The organism is Blastococcus sp. SYSU D00868, from assembly GCF_054050575.1.
In genome coordinates this window covers 15909-37451 of record NZ_JBJGZO010000017.1, presented here as the reverse complement: position 1 = coordinate 37451, position 21543 = coordinate 15909, and the positions used below count along the sequence as shown (strand labels likewise).

Here is a 21543-nt window from a genome sequence, read left to right as displayed (position 1 = left end):
CGCCCTGTTGCCCGTGTCACACGCTAGGGACGGCCGAGGGATAAGACCACTACCGATGTACTGATCCACCGATAAGGCTTCGGTTATGCCAGGCTGGCGGCATGGACGTCCGCGTGTCGCTCCAGCGGCTCCGTGTCTTCTGCCTGGTGGTGGACGCCGGTGGCGTCACCCGCGCCGCGGAACGGCTGCTGGTCGCGCAGCCGGCCGTGTCCGCGCAGCTCCGGGCGCTCGAGACGAGCCTCGGCGCCCAGCTGTTCGTGCGGAGGGGAAGCTCGCTCGTGCTCACGGAGGCCGGCAGCCGCGTCTACCAGTGGGCGACGCAGGTCCTCGCCGGCGCGACGGCCGTCGCCCGGGACATCGACGAGCTCACTCGCGGCACCGCGGGCTCGGTGCGGATCGCGTCGAGCATGGGGATCGGCAGCTACCTCGTCCCCCCGATCATGGCGCGGCTGCGGTCGGAGCGGCCGCACGCGGACATCACCGTCCACGTGGGCGAGCCGGCGACCATGCTGCGCGCCGCGGCGGTCGGGGACGTCGACTTCGCCGTCGCGACCTGGACCCCCACCGGCCACGACGAACTGCGGGCAGAGCTGCTGTGGGAGGAGCCCCTCGTCCTGTGCGCCAGCCCGTCGGGTCCGCCCGACGGCGACGCCGTGCCGCTGACCGCGATCACGCGGCTCCCCTACGTCGGCGTTCCCCAGGACATCGCCTTCCACGGCATGGTCGAGAGCCAGCTCCGGGCCCACGGGGTCTCCGAGTGGCCGCACGTCCTGCGGCTGGGGCACGCCGAACCGATCAAGCGCGCCGTCGCCGAGTACGGCTGGGTGACCCTCGCCCCGCGTTACGCCGTGGCCGACGAGCTCGCCACCGGTCGGCTCCGCGCCGTCGAGATCACCGACGCGTCGCTGCACGAGGGGGTCGGCTTGTACCTGCGCGCGGACGCCTACCTCTCCCCCTTGAAGCAGGCCGCGATCGACGCCCTCCGGGCAGCCGCACCCGGGAGCCCGGCGTGATCGGTCCCCTCGTCTCCCCGACCGTCAGCCCGGTGGTGGGGATGTGAGCACGGCCGGCACGACCCACCGGGGGGTCCCGCGGACGTGCGACACGAGGCCCTCCGCGGCGAGCCGGCGGGTCGAGGGCAGCACCGCGCCGGGAGCGATCGTCCCGGACCGGATCTCGGCGGCGAGGTGCCGGCGCTCCTGCTCGAACGGGGGGAGGCCTCCGTCCGGCCCGCCCGCGGTCGGGACGGCGGTCGTAGCCGGGGTCACGTCCGCGCCGCGCACCCGCACCTCCAGCTTCTCCCCCACGCGCACCAGGTCATCCGCGACCGGCCCCCCGGCGGTGACGTGGTGGTCGTCGCCGGGGAGCCGCGCCTGCTGGGTGGTCGCGACGCGGTCCCCGGGCCGGGTCAGGCGGAGCGCGGCTCCTACCGGCACGACACGCTGCTGCTCGTCGTCCCCAGGAGCTCTGCCTCCACGGGTCCGCCGACTGCGGGTGGCGGCTACGTGATCACCTCCCGCTCCACCGTGGGCCGGTCCACACGATCGGCGCCGCCTGTCTGACGACGCCCGGCACGACCCCCGGACCTGTCAGCCAGGGGACCTGCCGGCTCCCCTGGCCGGCCACCAGCTGGATGCCGCCGTCGAGCACCTCCGGGTCGCCGTCCTCGACGACTCGGCCTTCGTCGCCGCGGAGGAGACAGGAGCTCCCGGCTGGCCCGCCGGCTGCGATCTGCTCGGCCGCGGCGACGAACAGCCGCCCCAGGCCCTGGGGCGCGCCTCCACCGGTGGGCTCGACCGCCACGAGCTGCTGGCCGGCCTGCTCGACCACCCCCGGCACGGGCTGATCCGCCGTCCCACCCGCGCTGTCACGAGGGGGATCAGCGACATCCGGCACCCCACCGGCAGCGAGCGGCTCGGCCGCGGCGACAAGCGATTCACCGGCGTCCTCGGGGACCCCCGCGTCGGGAGGCCCCGCAGCCACCCGCTCCGGCGAGCCCTCCTCGACCGCCTCAGCACCGGGGAGGACGTCGGGCGTCTCCCTCGACCCGTCGGCGGCGACCGGCTCCGCCGCGGCGACCGGCTCGGCCACCGCGACCAGCGCGTCACCGGCGACTGAGTCACCGGCGCCCTCGGGGACCTCCGCGTCGGGAGGCCTGGCAGCCACCCGCTCCGGCGAGCCCTCCTCGACCGCCTCAGCACCGGGGAGGACGTCGGGGGTCTCCCTCGACTCGGCGGCGGCGACCGGCTCCGCCGCGGCGACCGGCTCGGCCACCGCGACCAGCGCGTCACCGGCGACTGAGTCACCGGCGCCCTCGGGGACCTCCGCGTCGGGAGGCCTGGCAGCCACCCGCTCCGGCGAGCCCTCCTCGACCGCCTCGAGACCGGGGAGGACGTCGGGGGTCTCCCTCGACTCGGCGGCGGCGACCGGCTCCGCCGCAGCGACCGGCTCGGCCACCGCGACCAGCGCGTCACCGGCGACTGAGTCACCGGCGCCCTCGGGGACCTCGGCGTCGGGAGGCCCGGCAGCCACCCGCTCCGGCGAGCCCTCCTCGACCGCCTCGAGACCGGGGAGGACGTCGGGGGTCTCCCTCGACTCGGCGGCGGCGACCGGCTCGGCCGCGGCGACCGGCTCGGCCGCGACCACCAGCGCGTCACCGGCGTCGGCGGGCACCTCCGCGCGGGGAGGTTCGGCAGCCACCAGCTCCGCCCGGCCCTCCTCGACCTCAAGACCGGGGAGGACGTCGGGGGTCTCCCCCGACCCGTCGGCGGCGACCGGCTCCTCTGCGATCTCCCTCGCGTCACCCGCGTCCTCCGGGACGTCCCCACCGGTGGACCCCGCCGTCGGGTCCGGGTCGGCCTCCTCGAGGCTGCGCGGCTCGAGGCCCGGGCCGTCACCAGCACCGACCTGCGCCTCGAGGACCTCCGCCGGCTCACCAGGGACCGGCGTCGCCGCGGCGACCATCGGCACGCCGGTGCCCTCCGGCAGGTCCCCGACGGGGACCCCGTGAGCGACGAGCTCCGGGCCGTCCGGCTCGAGCGCCCCGGGCACGGCAGCCGCCGCCGTCACGACCCCGGCATCCGGTCCGGCCACCGGCTCGAGGGCCCCCGGGAGGTCCACGACGACTGGGGTCTCCTGGAACGAGTCGCCCGTCCGGCGCTGGCTGCCCGATCGACGAGGGCGACCACGAGGAGGCGTCACGGCCGACGTCACCGGCGTCGGCCGGGCGTCGCGGGTGATCTGCTGCCGGTCGTCCTGGCCTGCGGCGGTCCCGCTCCCGGCGGCGTCGCACCTGCGTGGGAGCGGGATCTCGCGGGACTGGGGTCGGACCCGGGCTGCGGGTTGCCTCCGGTCCAGGAACTGCTGCATGGGGGCACCGTCCGATCGTCTCGGCCTGTCGGTCAGCCTGGCGCCGGCTGAGGCCGCGATCGTTCAGTCGCGGGGTGGCCGTCCCGGCGCGGACACGCCAGTGCCGGCACCGCACTCCATGGCCCCGGCGCGTTCGTCACCGATGTGACGCTCGTCACCGCACACCGTGGTGATCCCGCTCGCGACCGCCGTCCGGCCATCGGTCAGGGCACGCCTACACGCAGCTCGACCCCAGCCCGTGCGCTTGGGGCCCTTCCGCACGCGCGAAGCGGGCCTCGACCCGCAGTGGGCGGCCGACCGGCGTGGCGCTGCGACGCAGCAGGTCAACCGACCCCGCGCCCCCGGTCGTGCTCCGCGTGGAACCCGCGGACGGCGGCCACGACCTCCTGGGGGCGCTCCTCGGCCAGGAAGTGCCCGCAGTCGAGGGCGCGGCCGGACACGTCGTCGGCCCAGTCCCGCCAGACCGCGAGCGTGTCGTACCAGGCCTCCAGGAGCCCTCGCCCCGCCCACAGCACCTGTGTCGGGCAGCCGATCCGGCGGCCGGCGGCCCGGTCCTCCTCGTCCCAGCGCCGATCGCACGTCGCCCCCGCGCGGTAGTCCTCGCACATCGCGCGGATCGCCTCCGGTTCCCGGGCCCAGCGGCCGTAGTCGGCGACCGCCTCGGCCGGGAACCCCCGGATCGCCCCGCCGAACTCGGCGTCGAAGAGGAAGAACTCGGGGTCCCGCCCGATGAGCCGCTCCGGGACGGGGTGGGGCTGGGCGAGGAAGCCCCAGTGCCAGTAGCCGACGGCGAACCGGTCGTCGGCCCGGGCCCAGACCTCCGCCGTCGGGATCACGTCCATCACGGTCATCCGGCGCACCGCTCCCGGCGAGTCCAGCGCCATCCGGTAGGCCACCCGGCCACCCCGGTCGTGCCCGACGACGTGGAACTCGTCGAAACCCAGCAGGTGCATGAGCTGGACGCAGTCGCTCGCCATGGCCCGCTTGCCGTAGCTCTCGTGCCCGGGGACCGCAGGCGGGCGGGAACTCCCTCCGTAGCCGCGCAGGTCGGGCGCCACGACCGTGAAGTCCTCGGCCAGGTCCCCGGCCACGAGTGCCCAGGCGTAGTGGGTCTCCGGGTAACCGTGCAGCATCAGCAGCGGCGGCCCGGAGCCACCCGTCCGGACGCGCAGCGAGACCTCGCCCACGGTGACCTGCGACAGCGGGAGCTGCTCGAACGCGCGCGGCAGGGAGCGCGCTGCGCCGGCTGCGTGCGGCATCGGCTCTCCCCCCCTCTCGGTCGGCGTCACGGCCGACCGGGGACGAGCGAGGACAGCGGCTCTCCGGCCGCGGCGAAGTAGGTGGAGAGCATGCGGCCGGGGCCCGGCCCCACGTCGAGGGCGTTGTGCGGGGTGCGCGGCGGGATGAGGAAACCGTCGCCGGCCTGCAGGACGAGGCTCGTCCGGCCCTCGATCGCCATCTCCACCGTCCCGGCCACGATGTAGCCGACCTCCTCCCCCGGGTGGACGTGCCAGCCCGACGCGATCCCGACGGGGATCTCGGTCAGCACCTGCACGATCTCGACGCCGGGGACGGAGGACGGGCTCCGCTGCAACTCGGTGCGGCGCAGCCTGTCCGAGAGCTCGTCGCTGCCCGCGGTGACGTCGGTGGTCGGCCGGGATCCCATGGCGTGCCTCCAGCCCGAGGGCGGTCGGTGGTCTCCGGGCGAGCGGAGTCCCCGAGCCTGCCGCCCCGAGGGGAGCCGGGCATCGGTCAGCTGACTGCCGACGCCTCCGCCGGCGGTCCGGGCGTCAGCCGGCCCGCCCCGTCCGCTCGGCGACCACGCTGCGCAGCCGGTCCAGCGCCTCGGCGGCGGCGGCCGGGAGCGAGGGGGCGCGGCCGGCGCGCCAGGACCGGACGGCGACCCGGAGGACGAGGAGCCCGACGCCGGCCTCGAGGAGCGCAGTCTCGTCGGGCGCCTGCAGTCCGCGCAGGCCGGCCAGCCCGCCGGCCAGCGCGACCTCGAGGTCGCGCTGGACGAGGAGGGTCCGCTGCATCAGCCGCGGGTGCCCGAGCACGATCTGGTCCCGCAGCGCGAGGAGGTCGCGCTGCGACTCCAGGAACTGCGCGAAGGAGTCCAGCACGGCGCCGAGGTGCGCCTCCGGGCGCAGGGCGGCGGCGGCGTCCAGTGCCGACCGCAGCGCGGCGGTGAAGCCCTCCTCGTAGGCGAAGAGCACCGCCTCCTTCGTGCCGAAGTGCCGGTAGAAGGTGGCCGGCGCGACCTGGGCCTCGGCGCAGATCTCCTCGACCGTCACCTGGTCGAAGCCCCGGACGCGGAACATCTCCAGCGCCGTCTGCTCGATGCGGGCACGGCGCTGGGCGCGGGTCCCGCCGAGCCGCGCGCTGGTGACCATGACCGTCGACCCACCCCGGTGTCCGACCGACCGATGCGGTCGCCACTATCCCGGTGCCGGCCCGCGAACGGCCATCCGCGCCGGCCGACACCGTCACATGACCGATGCCGCACCCCGGTCGCCCAGGGCAACGTCCCGGCCGCACGACGCCGACGCGCGACATCCCGCCGCGCGTCCGGACGCCCGCTGCAGCACCCCGGAGGAGCCAGTCATGACCCAGAGCACCCCTGCCGGCGAGCGGCCGACGGTCGCCCTCGTCCACGGTGCCTTCGCCGACAGCTCGGGCTGGAACGACGTCACCGCCCAGCTCCTCGCCGAGGGGTTGTCCGTGCGGGCGGTGTCCAACCCGCTGCGCGGCATCGCCCACGACGCCGCCTACGCGGCCAGCGCGTTCGCGCAGATCCCCGGCCCCGTGCTCGCCGTGGGGCACTCCTACGGCGGGGCGGTCATCACCAACGCCGCGCTGCAGGCCGGCAACGTCGTGGGCCTGGTCTACGTGGCCGGGTTCGCCCCCGACGAGGGAGAGACGCTCCAGGACATCGAGGCCGGCTCCAAGGACAGCGTGCTGGACAGCGCCCTCGTCCCGCGCACCTACCCCACCGGGGACGGCGGCACGGAGACCGAGCTCTACATCGACGAGGAGCGGTTCCACGACGCCTTCGCCGCCGACGTGACCGAGGAGCAGGCCCGCGTGATGGCGGCGACCCAGCGGCCCATCTCCGTCCGCGGCTTCGGCGAACCGACCTCGGCGCCGGCCTGGCGCAGCCTCCCCTCGTGGGCGGTGGTGCCGACCGGGGACACGGCGGCCGGTGCGGACGTGCTGCGGCGCATGGCCGAGCGGGCGGGGGCCCGGATCACCGAGGCCGACGGCTCGCACGTGATCATGGTGTCGCAGCCGAAGGTGGTCGCCGACGTCATCCGCGACGCCGTGCGGGAGTCCTCGAGGACGCCGTCCTGACGGTCCGGTCCGCACGTCGAGCGCCCGTCCGGCCGGACGGGCGCTCGGCATGCGGGGCCTCGCGAGGCACGGCTCGGCGACCGCCGGCGAAGGCGAAGGTCCCTGGTCCCGGCGTCCTGGACTGAGAGAGGCTCTCAGTCGCCAGACCAGCCGGAGTCGCCCGGGTCGCGGGCGGGCGAGGGGGCAGGATGCCCGTCCCCGTACCGGCGAGCGGGCCGCCCGGCGGCCTGGTGGGGCGCGCCGCCGAACTGGCCCAGCTCGGCTCGTTCCTGGACGCCGCGCTCGCGGACGGCGGGGCGCTCCTCCTCGCCGGCGAACCCGGGGTCGGCACGTCGGCCCTCCTCGGGGCGGCCGCCCGGCACGCCGCCGCCTCCGGGGCACGGGTTCTGCGCGCCGACGGGGTGGAGCTCGAGGCGGAGACGGGCTTCGCCGCCCTCCACCAGTTGCTGGGCCCGCTGCTCCCCTCGCTCGGACGCCTGCCCCGCGCCTCCGGCGAGGCGATCCGCGTGGCCCTCGGCCTCCGCGCCGGAGCGGAGCCGGAGCGGCTGCTGCTGTCCTCGGCGGTCCTGGAACTGCTGCAGGCGGCCGCGGCGACCCGTCCGGTCCTGCTCGTCGTCGACGACCTCCACTGGGTGGACGGGTCCAGCCAGTGGGTCCTGGGGTTCGTGGCGCGGCGCGCGCCGGGCCGGCGCCTCGGCGTCCTCGGGGCCGGTCGCACGGAGCAGGCGGGCCCGCTGCTCACGGCCGGCCTGCCCACCACCGAGATCCGGCCGCTGGACGAGGACGCCGCCGCCGGGCTGCTCGAGGCCCGCTTCCCGACGCTGGCCGCCCCCGTCCGACGGCGGGTCCTGGCGGCCGCCCAGGGCAACCCCCTCGCCCTGGCGGAGCTCCCCACCGTCCTCACCGAGGCCCAGCGCACCGGCTCGGCCCCGCTCCCACCGTGGCTGCCGCTGAGCGCCCGGTTGAGGCGGGGCCTCGCCCGGCAGCTGACCGCGCTCCCCGACCGGACCCGGCTGCTGCTGCTCACCGCCGCCCTGGAGGGGACCGGTGACCTCGCGACGCTGCGCGCCACGACGGCCGACGAGGCCTGGCTCGACGACCTCGCCCCCGCCGAACGCGCCGGCCTGGCCCGGGTGGACCTGGCACGGGGCCGGGTCTCCCTGCGCCCCCCGCTCCTCGGCACGGCGGTCGTGGAGTCGGCCACCAGCGGCGAGCGCCGCCGCACCCACGCCGCGCTCGCCGGCGCGCTGCTCGACCAGCCCGACCGCTGCGCGTGGCACCTCGCCCGCTCCGTCGTCGGCACCGACGACCTGGCCGCCGGCCTCCTCGAGGAGGCGGCCCGGCGGGCCCGGCGCAAGGGCGACGTCGTCCGCGCCGTCACCGCGTTCGTCCACGCCGCGGAGCTGTCGGCCGAGGGCGGGACGCGGGCGCGCCGGCTGGCCGCGGCCGCCTTCGTCGGCGCGGAGGCCGCCGGCGACCTGCGGGCCGTGCCCGAGCTCCTGTCCGAGGCGCGCGACGCCGACCCGGGGACCGCCGGCTCCACGGAGGTGCCGGTCGCCGCGGCCCACCACCTGCTCAACGGCGAGGGGGACGCGGCGACGGCGCACCTGTTGCTCGTCCGTGCCGTCACCCACGCCCTCGACCGGGGGGCCGGCCCGGACACGGTTGACGACGCCCTCCACAGCCTGCTGCTCGTCTGCCACTTCGGCGGTCGGGAGGAGCTCTGGCGCCCGTGGGAGGGGGCGCTGGCGGCGCTCGGCGCGGCCGTCCCGCCGGTGCTCGAGGTCTCCCGGACCGTCTTCGCGGACCCGGTGCGGGCGACACCCGAGGCGCTGGCCCGGCTCGACGACCTCGTCGCGACCGCCCACGCCGAGGTCGACCCCAGCCGCGTCGTCCGGATCGCGACCGCGGCCCTGTACGCCGACCGCGTCGCCCGGTGCCGACCGGCGCTCTGGCGCGTCGTGCGGGACGGTCGCGGGGGCGGCGCGGTCGCCTCCGCGGTCCACGCCCTGGTGCTCCTGTCGTACGACGCGTTCGAGGCCGGCCGCTGGGACGAGGCCGAGCGGACGGCCGCGGAGGGGATCGCCCGGGGCGGCGAGCTGGGGTACGACCTGGTGACCCTGACCGGCGTCTACTGCCAGGCGCTGCTGGCCGCGGCACGGGGCGACGAGGTGCGGGCGCACGCCCTCGCGGAGGAGATGCTCCGGTGGGCGACCCCCCGCGGGCTGCGGGTCTTCGAGGACTTCGCCGCACGGGTCCGCGGACTCGACGCCCTCGGCCGGGGCGACGCCGCGGCCGCGTACGAGCACCTCACGCGGATCAGCGGGGCCGGCGCGTTCCCGCCCCACGCACCGGTCGCGGTGCCGGTGGCCATGGACCTGGTCGAGGCGGCCGTCCGCACCGGACGTACCCGGGAGGCCGAGGCCCACGTCGCCGCGATGAGCCGCGCCCCGCTGTTCGCCGACCCGGCGGGGCACGCGCTGGCGGCCGCCGGGTCCGCCGCCCTCGTCGCCTCCGGGGAGGAGGCGGTGCTGCTGTTCGACCGGGCCCTCGCGCTGCCGGGCGCGGCGCGGCACCCCTTCCAGCGGGCGCGGATCCGGCTGGCCTACGGCGAGCACCTGCGCCGGGCGCGACGGATGCACGCGGCGCGGACCCACCTGACGGGCGCCGCGGAGGACTTCCGGACGCTGGGGGCCGGCCCCTGGGTCCGCCGCGCGGACGCCGAACTGCGGGCCACCGGCCTGGCCCGGGGCGGCCCGGAACCCGGGGCCGCGCCACACGCGCTGACCTCGCAGGAGCACGAGATCGCGATGCTCGCCGCCTCGGGGCTGTCCAACAAGCAGATCGGCAGCAGGCTCTACCTGTCGCCCCGGACGGTGAGCGGGCACCTGTACCGGGTCTTCCCGAAGCTGGGCATCACCTCGCGCGCGGCGCTCCGGGACGCGCTCGGCACCCCCGCCGGCCGGGCCGTGGAGGTCAGCTGACCGATGCGCCGCCGGCGGGACGCGGGGACGCCGAGCCGATCAGCGCCCGGCACATGTCCATGAGGTCGACGATGCCCACCACCCCGCCCTCGCTGACGACGACCAGGTGGTGCAGACCCCGGTCGAGCATCAGGCGCGTGGCGTCGTCGACGGGCGTGCCGGGGGCCACGGTCACCGTCTCGCGCGGCAGGAGGTCGCTGATCCGCGCCCGCTCGAGGTCCTCGCCCCGCGCGACGGCCTGGGTGACGTCCCAGTCGGTGACCACTCCCAGCGGCGCCCGGGTGCTGCCGTCGGTGGTGACGACGAGCGCGCCGTCGCCGGACCTGCTCATCAGGTAGGCCGCCGCGGCCAGGTGCGCGCGCAGCTCGACGGTCATGGTGGCCGGCCGCATCAGGTCGCCGACCGTCGTCGGCCGGACCTGCTCCGCCACAGGCGTCGCCGCCGGGGTCCCGCTGGTGGACACGGCCATCCCCCTCCTGCCTCCCCGTGGTCGCCGGTCACGGTCGTCCGCCGCGACGCCCGGCGGAAGGGTCGACCGACCCTCGCGGGCACCGCCGGGATCGTCGTCCGCCGGTGCGCCGCTCCCCCTCGCACCGGCGACGGCCCAGGCCGGTGCGGCAGACGAGTCATCCGGCGCATGCAGCGCACCACCGTCGGCCCCTACCGTCGCGACCACCCCCGGGAGGGAGCCCCCATGGCCGTGCTGTCGCGTGGATTCGGCCGCCAGAGGCGTGCGGCTCGAGAGGACGGCCGGCTGCCACCCGGCCAGTACGACGTCGGGGACGGCTTCCCGGTGCTGTCCGCCGGGCCCACGCCGCACACCCCGCTGACCCGCTGGGACCTCACGGTCTCCGACCAGACCGGCGAGCTGCGCCGGTGGGACTGGGAGGAGTTCCGGGCGCTGCCCCGCGAGGCGCTGTCGGTCGACATCCACTGCGTCACCACGTGGAGCAAGTTCGACACCCGGTGGGAGGGCGTCTCGGTGGACACGTTGCTGCAGGACCGGCCGGACACGGCCCGCTACGTGGTGGCCTGGTCCGACGGCGGCTACACCACCGATCTACCGCTGGAGGACGTGACCGGCGGCCGCGCCTGGGTGGTGGACACCTACGACGGGCAGCCGCTCGCCCCCGAGCACGGCGGCCCGGCCCGGCTGCTCGTGCCGCACCTGTACCTGTGGAAGAGCGCGAAGTGGCTGCGGGGCCTCACCCTGCTGCCGCACGACGAGCCCGGCTTCTGGGAGACGTTCGGGTACCACGCCCACGGTGACCCATGGCGCGAAGAGCGGTACAGCGGCGACTGAGCTGGCTGCGCGCCAGGCTCCTGGAGAACCGGCCGGAGAGCCCCCGGGTGCACCGGCTGGTGTTCGGCGTGCCCGACTGGGCCGGGCACCTGCCCGGCCAGCACCTGGTCGTCCGGCTCACGGCGGAGGACGGGTACACCGCCATGCGGAGCTACTCCCTGGCGTCACCGCCCGAGGTCCCCGAGCTGCACCTGCTGGTCGAGCGCCTCGACGGCGGTGAGGTGTCGCCCTACCTCGTCGACGAGCTCGCCCAGGGCGACGAGCTCGAGCTGCGCGGGCCCATCGGCGGCTACTTCGTGTGGTCCGCGGCCGCCGACGAGGAGGGGACGGCGGAGGCGCGGCGGCCGGTGCAGCTGGTCGCGGGCGGGTCGGGCGTCGCGCCCTTCGTCGCCATGCTCGACCAGCACCGGCGGGTCGGCTCGGCCACCCGGGTACGCCTGCTGTACTCCGCGCGCACCGGGGAGGACGTCCTGGCCCGGGACGTGCTCGGCCCCGAGACGACGGTGACGCTGACCCGCGGGGCGCCGGCCGGGTGGACCGGCGAGTCCGGCCGGATCGACGCCGACATGCTGCGCCGGTGCTGCTTCGGCCCGGACGAGGACCCGCGGGTCTTCGTCTGCGGCGCCACGACGTTCGCCGAGTCTGTGAGCTCGGCCCTGGTCGGGCTCGGCCACCCACCGTCGTCCATCCGGATCGAACGCTACGGAACCCCTGGAGAGCCACCATGACCGTCCCGACCGGCACCGTGGACACCACCGACGCGCGGCGGCTCGACGGCAACGCGGCCGCCGGCCTGCTCGCCGACCTCTTCACGGTCGACCTCACCACCGCGCGGTCGCGCTGCGCCTCCTGCGGGACGACGTCGATGCTCGGCGCGCACCTCCTGTACGCGGACGCGCCGGCGCTCGTGCTCCGCTGCCCGAACTGCGCCGACGTGGTGCTCCGCTACGCGCGACAGGAGGACCGCATCCTGCTCGACCTGCGCGGCGCCGAGCTGCTGGCCGTGCCGGTGGCCGCTGCACCGAACGGGTCGGATGACGCATAGCGGGCCGCCCCCGCGCGCCTAGCGTGGCCCTCGCCCGGCCGGCCGCGGCCCACGACGGCCGACTCCCCGCCCCCGAGGAGGACCGATGCCCACGCAGACCACGGATCTCCTCCTCCCCGAGGACCTCGGGGACGCCGGGCGGGCGAGCCGGCTCCCGGACGGCGACCGGGCCGCGCTCTCCGCCGTCGCGGACTGGATCGGCACCTTCATCGTCCGACCGCACGCCGAGCTCGGCCGGCCCGGGCCCGTCTGCCCCTTCGTCCCGGGGTCCCTGGAGCGCCGGACGCTCCGGCTGGCCGCCGAGCGGATCACCGGCCGGGACGCGCGGTCGGTCGCCGAGCTCGTGCAGGGGTACCGGACGCTGTTCCGGGCGATCGAACCCGGCGACGGGCCCGACGCCCAGTACGACGTCATCGTGGTCGTCTTCCCCGACCTGCCGGCCGACCGCGCCCGCGGCGTCTTCGACGAGGTCCTGGGACGACTCGCCGTCCCGTCCTACGACGAGGACGGGATCGTGTTCGGCCCGTTCTACGACGGCCACGAGGGGACCGCCGTCCACAACCCGGACTTCCACCCGTTCCGGTCGCCCGTGCCGTTCCTGTTCATCCGGCGTGCGGTGGTCGACGACTGGGTGTTCTTCCTGGACCAGCCGGACTGGCTCGACCGCTGGGCGCGCCGCTTCGGCGCGGCCGCGGTCCACGCCCTCGCCGAGGAACTGCGCCGCAGGCCGGAGCGGGCGCCGCGCGACTGAGGCCGCCGCGGCGTCCCCCCGGCGCGCACGAACGGAGGAACCCGTCATGGACACCGAGCGCTCCCTGCTCGACGCGATCCGCGAGGCCGTCCGCGGCCCCGGCTGGGCCCCCGGCCGGCGCCCGCCCGGCGGCCGGATGCCGTCGCTGGACGGCGCCACCGGCTGGCTCAACTCACCGCCGCTCACGGCGCAGGACCTGCGCGGCCGGGTGGTCGCCGTCCAGTTCTGGACCTTCACCTGCATCAACTGGCTGCGCACCGCCCCCTACGTGCGCGCCTGGGCCGACGCCTACCGCGAGGCCGGCCTGGTCGTGCTCGGCGTCCACACCCCCGAGTTCCCGTTCGAGCACGACCCGGCCAACGTCCGCCGGGCGGTGGCGGACCGGCGGATCACCCACCCCGTCGCCCTGGACGGCGGCTACGCGGTGTGGTCGGCGTTCGCCAACATGTACTGGCCGGCCCTCTACCTCGTCGACGCGCAGGGGGAGATCCGGTACTCCCACTTCGGCGAGGGCGCCTACGAGGAGTCCGAGCGGGTGGTCCGGCAGCTGCTCGCCGAGGCGGGCGCCCGCGACCGGCTCCCGGACCCGGTCCGGGTCGAGGGCTCCGGCATCGAGGCCGCCGCCGACTGGACCGACCTCGCGTCGGCGGAGACCTACCTGGGCGCCGAGCGGACCGAGGGCTTCGCCTCGCCCGAGGGGGCGGCGTCCGGCCGCCCGCGCCGCTACACCACCCCGGCCCGGCTCCCCCTGGGCGCGTGGGCGCTCGACGGCGCCTGGACGGTCGAGCCGGACGCCGTGCGGCTCGAGGAGCCGGGCGGCCGCCTCGCCGTCCGCTTCTCCGCCCGCGACCTGCACCTGGTGCTGACGCCGCCGCCGTCCGGGGCCCCGGTCCGGTTCGAGGTGCGCCTGGACGGGCGCCCTCCGGGCCCCGACGCCGGGGACGACGTCGACGGCGACGGCACCGGAACGGCCACGGAGCCGCGGCTGTACCAGCTCGTCCGTCAGAGCGACCCGACCGCCGAGCGCACCTTCGACATCCGGTTCGGCGAGCCCGGCGCGCGGGCCTTCGCCGTCACCTTCGGCTAGCCCGGCCCTCCCCCGTACAGAGAGGCACCGCCATGACCACAGCCGCGCAGGAGACCGGCCAGGCCATCCGCCCGATCCGGCTGGACGTCCCCGAGGAGGCGCTCACCGAGCTCCGCCGGCGCCTCGCCGCCACCCGCTGGCCGACCCGGGAGCTGGTGACCGACCGCTCGCAGGGCGTCCAGCTCGCCCCGATGCAGGAGCTGGCCCGCTACTGGGCGACCGAGTACGACTGGCGCCGGTGCGAGGCGCGGCTGAACGCGCTGCCGCAGTTCGTCACCCGCATCGACGGGGTCGACGTGCACTTCCTGCACGTGCGCTCGCCGCACGCGGACGCGCTGCCCCTGGTCATGACGCACGGCTGGCCGGGCTCGGTCGTCGAGCTGCTGGAGACGGTCGGCCCGCTGACCGACCCGACCGCGCACGGCGGCGACGCCGGGGACGCCTTCCACCTGGTGCTGCCCTCCCTGCCCGGGTACGGCCTCTCCGGCGAGCCGACCGAGCCGGGCTGGGACGTCGCCCGCGTCGGGCGGGCGTGGGCCGAGCTGATGACCCGCCTCGGCTACGACCGCTACGTGGCCCAGGGCGGCGACGTGGGTGCCGGCGTCACCGACGCGATGGGCCGCCAGGCACCGTCAGGGCTGCTGGGCATCCACCTCAACCTGCTCGTCACCGCGCTGGGCGGCTCCCTGCCGGGTGACACCGAGGAGGAGCGGGCCGCCCTGGACGCGCTCGCGACCTTCCGCGCCGGCGGCTTCGCGTACTTCCTCGAGCAGGCGACCCGGCCGCAGACCATCGGCTACGCCCTGCTCGACTCACCGGTCGCCCTGGCCGCCTGGATGCTCGACCACGACACCGACAGCTACTACAAGATCGCCCGGGCCTTCACCGACGGCCGGCCGACGGGCAACCTGACCCGGGACCACGTGCTGGACAACATCACCCTGTACTGGCTGACCGGCACCGGCGCCTCGGCGGCCCGGTCCTACTGGGACAGCTACGGGGTGGCCGCGACCGCGGCGGCGGCCGCGCGGGCGCCGGTCGACGTCTCGGTCCCGGTCGGCTTCACCACGTTCCCCGGCGAGATCTGGCGGACCCCGCGCCGCTGGGCCGAGCAGAGCTACCCGACCCTCGCGTACTTCAACGAGGTCGACCGGGGCGGCCACTTCGCCGCCTGGGAGGAGCCCGAGCTGTTCACGACCGAGGTCCGGGCCGCGTTCCGTCCGGTGCGCGCACCGCGGATCCCCGAGCCGCGAGCCTGAGGGGGACGACGCCGTGACCGCCGTCGCGCAACAGACCGGCGAGGCCGTCCGCCCGTTCCGGGTGGCCGTGCCCGAGGAGGCGCTCGTCGAGCTGCGCCGTCGCGTCGCCGCGACGGTCTGGCCCGACCGGGAGACCGTCCCGGACTCCAGCCAGGGGGTGCCGCTGGCGACGATGCACGAGCTGGCGCGCCACTGGGCGACCGACTACGACTGGCGCCGCTGCGAGGCGCGCCTGCAGGCGCTGCCGCAGTTCGTCACCGAGATCGACGGGCTCGACATCCACTTCCTGCACGTCCGCTCGCGGCACGCGGACGCCCTGCCGATCGTCGTCAACCACGGCTGGCCCGGCTCGATCATCGAGCAGCTGAAGATCATCGACCCGCTGGTGGACCCCACCGCGCACGGCGGGAGCGCCGCCGACGCCTTCCACGTCGTGATCCCGTCGATGCCGGGCTACGGGTTCTCCGGCAAGCCGACGAGCACGGGCTGGGGCCCGGAGCGCATGGCCCGGGCCTGGGCCACGCTCATGGATCGCCTCGGCTACCCCCGCTACGTCGCCCAGGGCGGCGACTGGGGCGCCTTCGTCGTCGACCAGATGGGACTGCAGGCCCCGCCGGGCCTGCTCGGCATCCACACCAACATGCCGGCGACCGTGCCGGCCGACGTCAACGCCGCCGCGCTGGCCGGCGCGCCGCCGCCCGCCGGGCTGTCGGCCGAGGAGCGGCGCGCCTACGAGCAGCTGATCCGGACCTTCGGCCAGGTGGAGTACGCGCGCTACATGGCCGCGCGCCCGCAGACCCTGTACGGCATCGCGGACTCCCCCGTCGGGCTGGCCGCCTGGCTGCTGGACCACAACGACGCCGACGGGCAGCCCGCCGCGGCGGTCACCGCGGCCCTCGAGCGGACCGCGAGCAGCACCGGCGAGCTGACCCGCGACGAGGTCCTGGACAACATCACGCTGTACTGGCTGACGAACACCGGGGTGTCGGCGTCACGGCTGTACTGGGAGTACCGGGGCGGCTTCTTCGACGCGAAGGGCGTCACCCTCCCGGTCGCCGTGAGCGTCTTCCCCGGTGAGCAGTACGAGGCCCCGCTCAGCTGGACCGAGCGCGCCTATCCCGGGCTGGTGCACTACAACCGGCTCGACCGGGGCGGGCACTTCGCCGCCTGGGAACAGCCGCAGCTGTTCGTCGAGGAGCTCCGGGCGGGCTTCCGGTCGCTGCGCGGACCGGCGATCCCCGAGCCACGGGGCTGACCGACCCGCGCCCCCGCGCACGCTCAGCGGACCGGCGACCCCGGCGGGACCACCCGCGCGCCCGGGCGCAGGGTCGCCGAGGGCACCAGCCGGCGCCCGCATCGCGTGCAGAACCTGCTCCGCCGGTCCGGTTCGGCCACCCGGGTGCAGCACATCGGCGTCTCCTCCGCGTCGTCGTGGTCGCGTCGTCGTGGTGGTCGAACGGTGCCGCGCGGGCAGGCCGGCGGGCGCCGGACGACGCGGCGTGGGACGAGTCGTCACGAGACCGTCACGGGCGCCCCCGGACGGTGTCCGGCGAGGACGGCGCCGGTCGCGGCAGGGCAGACGGCGCGGCGACGACCTGGCACGCTGGCGCCCGTTCGTCCCCCGACCGGGAGGTGGATCGGCATGACCGACCCGTACGGCACCGACGGAACGGACCCGGAGGAGGCCTCGGGGCTGCTCGACGCCTCCGACACGCTCGAGGACCTCGGCGGCGTCGGCGACGTCCTCGACCGGGGCTGGTCCCCGGCGGAGCGGCCGTGGGGCGTCGACGAGTGGGGCACCACCGGCGAGGAGGAGTCCGCCGGGGAGAGCCTGGACGGCCGCCTCGCCCGCGAGCTGCCCGACCTCGACGACCCGGAGGGCGACGGTCTCGGCGACACCTCCGACACCGACGGCGAGCCCCTCGACGACGAGGTCGGGGACCGGCGCGCCGGCCGGCTGGTCGAGGACGACGGCGAGTGGGACGACGAGGAGCCCGAGCTGTACGCCTCCGACGTCGGCATCGACTCCGGCGCCGCGTCGGCGGAGGAGGCGGCCGTGCACGTCGTCCCGGAGCGCGACCCGGACCGGGCGGCCACCTGGGGCGACCCCTCCTCCTGACCGCGGGCGACCCGGGTCAGGACGACGCCGGCCCGGCGGGGGTCGTGGCCAGCGGCGGCGCGTCGATCGCGCAGTGCCGGGCGGCCGGCTGCGCGGCCGGCTCCTCGCGGACCGGACGCCGCGGGAGCGCCGTCGCCGACACCAGCGCCCCGGCCGCCATCAGCCCGGCGCAGATCAGCATCGAGGTGGCGAAGGCCGGGTCGAGCGTGGCCGGGTCGGTCAGGCTGGACCCGACCCCGGAGAGCAGCGGCAGCACGGCGACGGCGAGCAGCCCGGCCGTGCGCGCGACCGCGTTGTTCACCCCGCTGGCCACGCCGGCGTGCCGGTCCTCGACGGCGGTGAGGGCCGTGGCCGTGAGCGGCGCGACCGTCAGCGACAGGCCCAGGCCCAGCAGGGTCACCGCGGGGAGCACGTCGGCCACGTAGGTGGCGCCCGGGCCGATCCGGCTCATGAGGACCAGGGCGGCCGCGCACATCCCGCAGCCGACGGTCATCGGCAGCCCCGGCCCGACCGCCGACGCCAGCGCCCCGGCCCGCGCCGACAGGACCAGCATCAGCAGGGTGAGCGGCAGCATCGAGCTGCCCGCCGCCAGCGGCGAGAAGCCCGCCACGACCTGCAGCTGGACGACGACGAGGAAGAAGACGCCGCCGAGCGCGGCGTACACGGCGAAGGTGACGACCGTGACCGCGCTGAACGTGCGGGAGGCGAACAGCCCCAGCGGCAGCAGCGGGTGCGGCGTGCGCCGCTCGGCCCACACGAACAGGGCGAGGGCGACGCAGCCGGCGGCGATCGTCCCGACCACGAGCGGGTCCCCTCCCCCGCTGCCGGCCCACGCGGTCAGCCCGTAGGTCAGCCCGCCCAGTCCGAGCCCGCAGAGCAGCGCGCCGGCGACGTCGACGCCCCGCGCCGCCTCCGGGTCGACCGACTCCGGCACGTGCCGCGCCGTCACCCACAGCACCGCCGCGGCCAGGGGCACGTTGATGAGGAAGACCAGCCGCCAGCTGGTCGCCTCGATGAGGACGCCACCGAGCAGCGGGCCGAGCGCGCCGGCCACGCCGGTCAGCCCCGACCACGCGCCGATGGCCCGGCCGCGGTCGTCCGGCGCGAAGGACGCCTGCAGGATCGCCAGCGAGCCGGGCGTCAGCAGCGCCCCGCCGACGCCCTGGGCCGCGCGGGCGGCGACCAGCGTGCCGATGCTCGGCGCGACGGCGCAGGCCAGCGAGGCCGCGGCGAACACGACGACGCCGACCACGAACACCCGCCGGCGGCCGAACTGGTCGCCCAGCGAGCCGCCGAGCAGGATCAGCGCCGCCAGCGGCAGCGTGTAGCCGTTGGCCACCCACTGCAGCCCGGCCGGGGCGTCGCCGAGGTCGCCGCCGATCTGCGGCAGGGCGATCGTGACGACGGTGCCGTCGATGAAGGCCATCCCGGAGCCCAGCACCGTCGCCAGCAGCACCCAGCGTCCCGAGGCCTGCCCGTAGCGGAGGCCGCCCGGCGCCCCGGCTGCACCCGTGCTGCTCATCGGCGAGGACCCGTCCCTGTGCGGTCGGCGGCGGTGCCTGCGCAGCCGCACCCGGAGGGCCAGCCTCCACCCGTTCCGGCCGGCCGGGAAGGTGCCGTCCGTCCCGGGTGGGGGGGATCCCGGGACGGACGGCCGCTCGACGCCGGCCCGGTCAGCGGGTCCGCGACGCGCCCACGCGGCGACCGGACCGGGCGGCGGAGCCCAGGTGGATCCCGGTGTGGAAGGACGCCGGGGCGTCCACCGAGGCGTCGGCGTCGACGCCGACGCCGAGCCGGTCGACCAGCTCGCCGCCGAGCCAGCCGGTGACCAGCGCGAGCCCGGCGGCCACGAGCGCGAGGGCCAGCGCCGCGCCGGTGGGCACGTGGCCGGGCTCGTCCCCGCGCAGCAGCCAGCTGACCGCGAACAGCACCACCACGACGACGTTGCCCAGCCCGTGCACCGCGCCCACCCGGCGGGCGCGCGTGCCGGCCGGGATGCCCAGGTAGTCGATGGCCCCGAAGACGGCCGCGAACAGCCCGGAGAGCACGCCCGCCGCGATCATGTAGTAGCTCGCGATCGTGAAGCCGTCCCGGTCGGTGGCCAGCTGCAGCAGGTCGAACACGACGGCCGTGGCGAGCAGCCCGAGCGGGAAGGCCACGAGCTGCTGGTGGATCGGGTGGCCGGCCGCCTTCGCGGAGCTCTCGACCATGGGTGCCTCCTCGGCGACGGGATCGCGGTGGTCACCGGCGCGGCGGGTCGCCGGCCGGCCGGTCGAACGTCGTCCACACCCGGCGCCGGTCGTACCGGCGGTGCACCTGCGCCATCGCCGCCACCCGGCGGCGCTGGTCCTCGGTCGCCCGGTGCTCGACGACGGCGATCTCGGCCGCGCGCATCGCGGACTCGGCGGCGACCTCCGCCGGCGTCTCCGGGAGGTCCGGCGGCTCGTCGGGGTCCGGGTGCGGGTGGGCGTAGGGGCTGTCCGGCGGGAGGTTGCCGCTGACGCGGCCGTAGGCGCCGAGCACGAGGAGCACGAGCCCCACGACGACGGAGAAGACGACGTTGCTCATCTGGAACGCGAGCAGGTTCAGGCCCGTCCGGAGCACGGCGAGGTTGCCCAGCGCGGACAGCAGGAACAGCACCCCCAGCGTGATCATCACCGTCGAGGCGACCCGCGGGCCGCGCCAGGCCGCGGCGAGGAGCCCGGCGCCGACGACGAGCGACAGCAGCGACAGCAGGCCGTTGACGGACATGCCGAGGACGTCCTCCCCGGCGATGTCCAGGAACGGGACGCCGGTGGTGGCCCCCCACGCGCCGAAGACCAGCAACGTGCCGCCGACGGCGACGGCACCCAGCCGCTGGACGGCGTACACGCGCGGGTCGGCGTCCGGCGCCGCGGCGTCGTCCCCGCGCGGCGCCGGGTGCGACTCCTGCGCGCCGTGGCGACCGAGGTGGTGCAGCACGGTCATGGCCTCGCTCCGTCCGGACGGTCCCTCCCCGCCCGGTCGCGGGGAGGGTCACTGACAGGTGAGCGTCCCGGCGGCGGCCGGTCTTACCGCCCGCCGTCCAGCAGCCGGCGCAGCGCCCGACCGGGGTCGGTCCCGGTGTCCGCCGCGGCGAGCACCAGCAGGGTGGCGGCCTCCTCGGCGCAGGCCGGGCAGCCGGCGACGTGAGCGGCCATGGCGGTGCTCTCGCCGCCGGACGGGTGCTCGGCTCCGGCGAGCAGGCCCTCCACGTGGCGGTCCACCAGGCGGAAGCAGTCGTCGCACGACAGCCACGGCCCGGGATCGGTCGTCAGCCGCCGCAGCGCGTCGGGCGGCAGCGGTCCTCCGGTCGCGGTCACGGTGCTCCTCCTCCGGGGCGGGCCGCCGGCACCGGGTAGCCCCGGGCGGCGAGGTCGGCGCGCAGCCGCCCGCGGGCGTCGTGCAGGGTCTTGTAGAGGGCGTTGCGGTTGGTGCCCAACCGCTCCGCCAGCACGTCGATCGGGACCTCGTCGACGATCAGCGCCAGCGCGATGCGCCGCTGGTGCGGGGTGAGCGCCGAGTCGATGGCCCGCCGGACGGCGGCGGCCAGGTCGGCCGCCTCGGCGTACTGGTCCGGCGAGGGCCGCTGCTCGACCAGCGCCGGCGCCGCCTCCAGCGGCACCTCCCGCCCCGACCACGCCTGGCGGCGCACCTCGACTGCCGCCTGCAGCACCGCGAACTTGTACGCCCACGTGGTGAACCGGCTGCGGCCCTCGAAGGTCGACAGCTTCCCGAGGACGGCGACCATCGCCTCGTCGGCCGCCAGGTGGACGACGTCCTCCACCTGCGCCGGCCCCATCGCCGCCCGGGTCGCCGCCATCCGCGAGACCTGGACCCGCGCCGCGCGCAGCAGCAGCCCGTGCAGCCGCCGCAGGGCGTCCTCGCGGACCGGGCCGGAGGTGCGCAGCGCCGCCACCCAGTCGTCGGGCGGCGGCGGCGACCCGCCGGCCCGCTCCGGGGCCGACCGCCCGGGCCCGGCCATGGTCACGGAGCCACCTCCGCGTCGTCGACGGGCGCCAGGATGCGCGCCGCGAGCTCGGGCGGGCAGCCCCGGTCGACCAGGTCGAGCAGGGCGTGCAGGTCGACCCCCGGGGTGGCGGCGAGCCGGGCGGCGAGCGGCGCCGGGAAGCCGGCGTCGGCGAGCCGCCGGCGGCGCCAGGCCTCGACGTCCGGTGGCGGCCGCCGGACGGAGGTCGCCCCGGCGGTGCGGTGGGCGGTCATGTCCCGTTGGCGTCGCCGGGGGCGACGCTCTTA

The 21543-nt window shown here is 76.7% G+C and carries 23 protein-coding genes; 11 read left to right on the top strand and 12 right to left on the bottom strand.

The annotated features are described in order from the left end of the window. Nucleotides 1-101: 101 nt before the first annotated feature. Nucleotides 102-1013, top strand: coding sequence for a LysR family transcriptional regulator (locus ACI79F_RS15135; protein WP_456543314.1), 912 nt, complete (start codon nucleotides 102-104; stop codon nucleotides 1011-1013). A 24-nt stretch (nucleotides 1014-1037) separates the two neighbouring features. Here ACI79F_RS15135 and ACI79F_RS15130 read toward each other — a convergent pair whose 3' ends face one another. From ACI79F_RS15130 to ACI79F_RS15110, 5 genes are all read right to left on the bottom strand, one after another. After that, the gene (locus ACI79F_RS15130; RefSeq protein WP_456543315.1) at nucleotides 1038-1436 is read right to left on the bottom strand and encodes a hypothetical protein; all 399 of its coding nucleotides are present in this window, start codon (nucleotides 1434-1436) and stop codon (nucleotides 1038-1040) included. A gap of 73 nt (nucleotides 1437-1509) precedes the next feature. Beyond that, nucleotides 1510-3120 (bottom strand): hypothetical protein, encoded by a 1611-nt coding sequence (locus ACI79F_RS15125; RefSeq protein ID WP_456543316.1) that lies wholly within the window; start codon nucleotides 3118-3120, stop codon nucleotides 1510-1512. 572 nt (nucleotides 3121-3692) lie between these two features. Next, the gene (locus ACI79F_RS15120; protein ID WP_456543317.1) at nucleotides 3693-4628 is read right to left on the bottom strand and encodes an alpha/beta fold hydrolase; all 936 of its coding nucleotides are present in this window, start codon (nucleotides 4626-4628) and stop codon (nucleotides 3693-3695) included. A gap of 26 nt (nucleotides 4629-4654) precedes the next feature. After that, complete coding sequence (locus tag ACI79F_RS15115) at nucleotides 4655-5035, bottom strand: cupin domain-containing protein (RefSeq protein WP_456543318.1); 381 nt, start codon at nucleotides 5033-5035, stop codon at nucleotides 4655-4657. 124 nt (nucleotides 5036-5159) lie between these two features. Beyond that, entirely contained in the window at nucleotides 5160-5762 is a 603-nt protein-coding gene (locus tag ACI79F_RS15110) for a TetR/AcrR family transcriptional regulator (RefSeq protein ID WP_456543319.1), read from the bottom strand. Between the two features lie 211 nt (nucleotides 5763-5973). Between ACI79F_RS15110 and ACI79F_RS15105 the strand changes: the two genes are divergently transcribed. Together ACI79F_RS15105 and ACI79F_RS15100 are read left to right on the top strand one after the other, a co-directional pair. Further along, complete coding sequence (locus ACI79F_RS15105; protein WP_456543320.1) at nucleotides 5974-6720, top strand: alpha/beta hydrolase; 747 nt, start codon at nucleotides 5974-5976, stop codon at nucleotides 6718-6720. A 188-nt stretch (nucleotides 6721-6908) separates the two neighbouring features. Further along, nucleotides 6909-9704: an AAA family ATPase gene (locus tag ACI79F_RS15100; protein WP_456543321.1), complete on the top strand. Its 2796-nt coding sequence runs from the start codon at nucleotides 6909-6911 to the stop codon at nucleotides 9702-9704. Here ACI79F_RS15100 and ACI79F_RS15095 read toward each other — a convergent pair. Next, nucleotides 9697-10167, bottom strand: a complete 471-nt coding sequence (locus tag ACI79F_RS15095) for a CBS domain-containing protein (RefSeq protein WP_456543322.1) — start codon at nucleotides 10165-10167, stop codon at nucleotides 9697-9699. The two genes, ACI79F_RS15100 and ACI79F_RS15095, sit on opposite strands and share 8 nt — an antisense overlap. A 231-nt stretch (nucleotides 10168-10398) precedes the next feature. Here ACI79F_RS15095 and ACI79F_RS15090 point away from each other — a divergent pair, with 231 nt between their 5' ends. The 8 genes from ACI79F_RS15090 (at nucleotide 10399) to ACI79F_RS15055 (ending at nucleotide 17268) form a co-directional block, all read left to right on the top strand. Beyond that, nucleotides 10399-11007: a molybdopterin-dependent oxidoreductase gene (locus ACI79F_RS15090; RefSeq protein ID WP_456543323.1), complete on the top strand. Its 609-nt coding sequence runs from the start codon at nucleotides 10399-10401 to the stop codon at nucleotides 11005-11007. Further along, a complete protein-coding gene (locus ACI79F_RS15085; protein WP_456543324.1) occupies nucleotides 10977-11735 on the top strand; it encodes an FAD-binding oxidoreductase in 759 nt (252 codons plus the stop codon). Before ACI79F_RS15090 ends, ACI79F_RS15085 begins: the two co-directional genes overlap by 31 nt. Continuing rightward, nucleotides 11732-12052 carry a DUF6510 family protein gene (locus ACI79F_RS15080; RefSeq protein WP_456543325.1) on the top strand — a complete coding sequence of 107 codons (321 nt, stop codon included), beginning with the start codon at nucleotides 11732-11734 and terminating at the stop codon, nucleotides 12050-12052. Before ACI79F_RS15085 ends, ACI79F_RS15080 begins: the two co-directional genes overlap by 4 nt. A gap of 85 nt (nucleotides 12053-12137) precedes the next feature. Next, nucleotides 12138-12803 carry a DUF6875 domain-containing protein gene (locus ACI79F_RS15075; RefSeq protein WP_456543326.1) on the top strand — a complete coding sequence of 222 codons (666 nt, stop codon included), beginning with the start codon at nucleotides 12138-12140 and terminating at the stop codon, nucleotides 12801-12803. Between the two features lie 46 nt (nucleotides 12804-12849). After that, complete coding sequence (locus ACI79F_RS15070; RefSeq protein ID WP_456543327.1) at nucleotides 12850-13890, top strand: redoxin family protein; 1041 nt, start codon at nucleotides 12850-12852, stop codon at nucleotides 13888-13890. Between the two features lie 32 nt (nucleotides 13891-13922). After that, a complete protein-coding gene (locus tag ACI79F_RS15065) occupies nucleotides 13923-15149 on the top strand; it encodes an epoxide hydrolase family protein (protein ID WP_456543328.1) in 1227 nt (408 codons plus the stop codon). Between the two features lie 13 nt (nucleotides 15150-15162). Beyond that, nucleotides 15163-16404 carry an epoxide hydrolase family protein gene (locus ACI79F_RS15060; RefSeq protein ID WP_456543329.1) on the top strand — a complete coding sequence of 414 codons (1242 nt, stop codon included), beginning with the start codon at nucleotides 15163-15165 and terminating at the stop codon, nucleotides 16402-16404. 387 nt (nucleotides 16405-16791) lie between these two features. Beyond that, a complete protein-coding gene (locus ACI79F_RS15055; protein WP_456546445.1) occupies nucleotides 16792-17268 on the top strand; it encodes a DUF5709 domain-containing protein in 477 nt (158 codons plus the stop codon). Nucleotides 17269-17284: 16 nt separating this feature from the next. Here the strand turns inward: ACI79F_RS15055 and ACI79F_RS15050 are convergent, their stop codons facing one another. The 6 genes from ACI79F_RS15050 to ACI79F_RS15025 all read right to left on the bottom strand — a co-directional run bounded on the left by ACI79F_RS15050 (nucleotide 17285) and on the right by ACI79F_RS15025 (nucleotide 21510). Further along, the gene (locus ACI79F_RS15050) at nucleotides 17285-18790 is read right to left on the bottom strand and encodes an MFS transporter (RefSeq protein WP_456546446.1); all 1506 of its coding nucleotides are present in this window, start codon (nucleotides 18788-18790) and stop codon (nucleotides 17285-17287) included. 151 nt (nucleotides 18791-18941) lie between these two features. Continuing rightward, the gene (locus ACI79F_RS15045) at nucleotides 18942-19478 is read right to left on the bottom strand and encodes a DUF2231 domain-containing protein (protein WP_456546447.1); all 537 of its coding nucleotides are present in this window, start codon (nucleotides 19476-19478) and stop codon (nucleotides 18942-18944) included. 31 nt (nucleotides 19479-19509) lie between these two features. Further along, a complete protein-coding gene (locus ACI79F_RS15040) occupies nucleotides 19510-20235 on the bottom strand; it encodes a DUF4383 domain-containing protein (protein WP_456546448.1) in 726 nt (241 codons plus the stop codon). Nucleotides 20236-20318: 83 nt separating this feature from the next. After that, nucleotides 20319-20609: a hypothetical protein gene (locus ACI79F_RS15035; protein WP_456546449.1), complete on the bottom strand. Its 291-nt coding sequence runs from the start codon at nucleotides 20607-20609 to the stop codon at nucleotides 20319-20321. Beyond that, a complete protein-coding gene (locus ACI79F_RS15030; protein WP_456546519.1) occupies nucleotides 20606-21271 on the bottom strand; it encodes an RNA polymerase sigma factor in 666 nt (221 codons plus the stop codon). The genes ACI79F_RS15035 and ACI79F_RS15030 overlap by 4 nt, the downstream gene beginning before the upstream one ends. A 2-nt stretch (nucleotides 21272-21273) precedes the next feature. Then, nucleotides 21274-21510 carry a hypothetical protein gene (locus ACI79F_RS15025; RefSeq protein ID WP_456546450.1) on the bottom strand — a complete coding sequence of 79 codons (237 nt, stop codon included), beginning with the start codon at nucleotides 21508-21510 and terminating at the stop codon, nucleotides 21274-21276. Between the last annotated feature and the right edge of the window lie 33 nt (nucleotides 21511-21543).

What these genes read in the sequence shown, in the direction of transcription:
- ACI79F_RS15075 (WP_456543326.1), top strand. Translation starts at nt 12,138, where the DNA reads ATGCCCACGCAGACCACGGATCTCCTCCTCCCCGAGGACCTCGGGGAC.
- ACI79F_RS15080 (WP_456543325.1), top strand. Translation starts at nt 11,732, where the DNA reads ATGACCGTCCCGACCGGCACCGTGGACACCACCGACGCGCGGCGGCTC.
- ACI79F_RS15025 (WP_456546450.1), bottom strand. Translation starts at nt 21,510, where the DNA reads ATGACCGCCCACCGCACCGCCGGGGCGACCTCCGTCCGGCGGCCGCCA.
- ACI79F_RS15045 (WP_456546447.1), bottom strand. Translation starts at nt 19,478, where the DNA reads ATGGTCGAGAGCTCCGCGAAGGCGGCCGGCCACCCGATCCACCAGCAG.
- ACI79F_RS15110 (WP_456543319.1), bottom strand. Translation starts at nt 5,762, where the DNA reads ATGGTCACCAGCGCGCGGCTCGGCGGGACCCGCGCCCAGCGCCGTGCC.
- ACI79F_RS15055 (WP_456546445.1), top strand. Translation starts at nt 16,792, where the DNA reads ATGACCGACCCGTACGGCACCGACGGAACGGACCCGGAGGAGGCCTCG.
- ACI79F_RS15090 (WP_456543323.1), top strand. Translation starts at nt 10,399, where the DNA reads ATGGCCGTGCTGTCGCGTGGATTCGGCCGCCAGAGGCGTGCGGCTCGA.
- ACI79F_RS15120 (WP_456543317.1), bottom strand. Translation starts at nt 4,628, where the DNA reads ATGCCGCACGCAGCCGGCGCAGCGCGCTCCCTGCCGCGCGCGTTCGAG.
- ACI79F_RS15065 (WP_456543328.1), top strand. Translation starts at nt 13,923, where the DNA reads ATGACCACAGCCGCGCAGGAGACCGGCCAGGCCATCCGCCCGATCCGG.
- ACI79F_RS15030 (WP_456546519.1), bottom strand. Translation starts at nt 21,271, where the DNA reads ATGGCCGGGCCCGGGCGGTCGGCCCCGGAGCGGGCCGGCGGGTCGCCG.
- ACI79F_RS15040 (WP_456546448.1), bottom strand. Translation starts at nt 20,235, where the DNA reads ATGACCGTGCTGCACCACCTCGGTCGCCACGGCGCGCAGGAGTCGCAC.
- ACI79F_RS15135 (WP_456543314.1), top strand. Translation starts at nt 102, where the DNA reads ATGGACGTCCGCGTGTCGCTCCAGCGGCTCCGTGTCTTCTGCCTGGTG.
- ACI79F_RS15085 (WP_456543324.1), top strand. Translation starts at nt 10,977, where the DNA reads ATGGCGCGAAGAGCGGTACAGCGGCGACTGAGCTGGCTGCGCGCCAGG.
- ACI79F_RS15100 (WP_456543321.1), top strand. Translation starts at nt 6,909, where the DNA reads ATGCCCGTCCCCGTACCGGCGAGCGGGCCGCCCGGCGGCCTGGTGGGG.
- ACI79F_RS15105 (WP_456543320.1), top strand. Translation starts at nt 5,974, where the DNA reads ATGACCCAGAGCACCCCTGCCGGCGAGCGGCCGACGGTCGCCCTCGTC.
- ACI79F_RS15115 (WP_456543318.1), bottom strand. Translation starts at nt 5,035, where the DNA reads ATGGGATCCCGGCCGACCACCGACGTCACCGCGGGCAGCGACGAGCTC.
- ACI79F_RS15050 (WP_456546446.1), bottom strand. Translation starts at nt 18,790, where the DNA reads ATGAGCAGCACGGGTGCAGCCGGGGCGCCGGGCGGCCTCCGCTACGGG.
- ACI79F_RS15070 (WP_456543327.1), top strand. Translation starts at nt 12,850, where the DNA reads ATGGACACCGAGCGCTCCCTGCTCGACGCGATCCGCGAGGCCGTCCGC.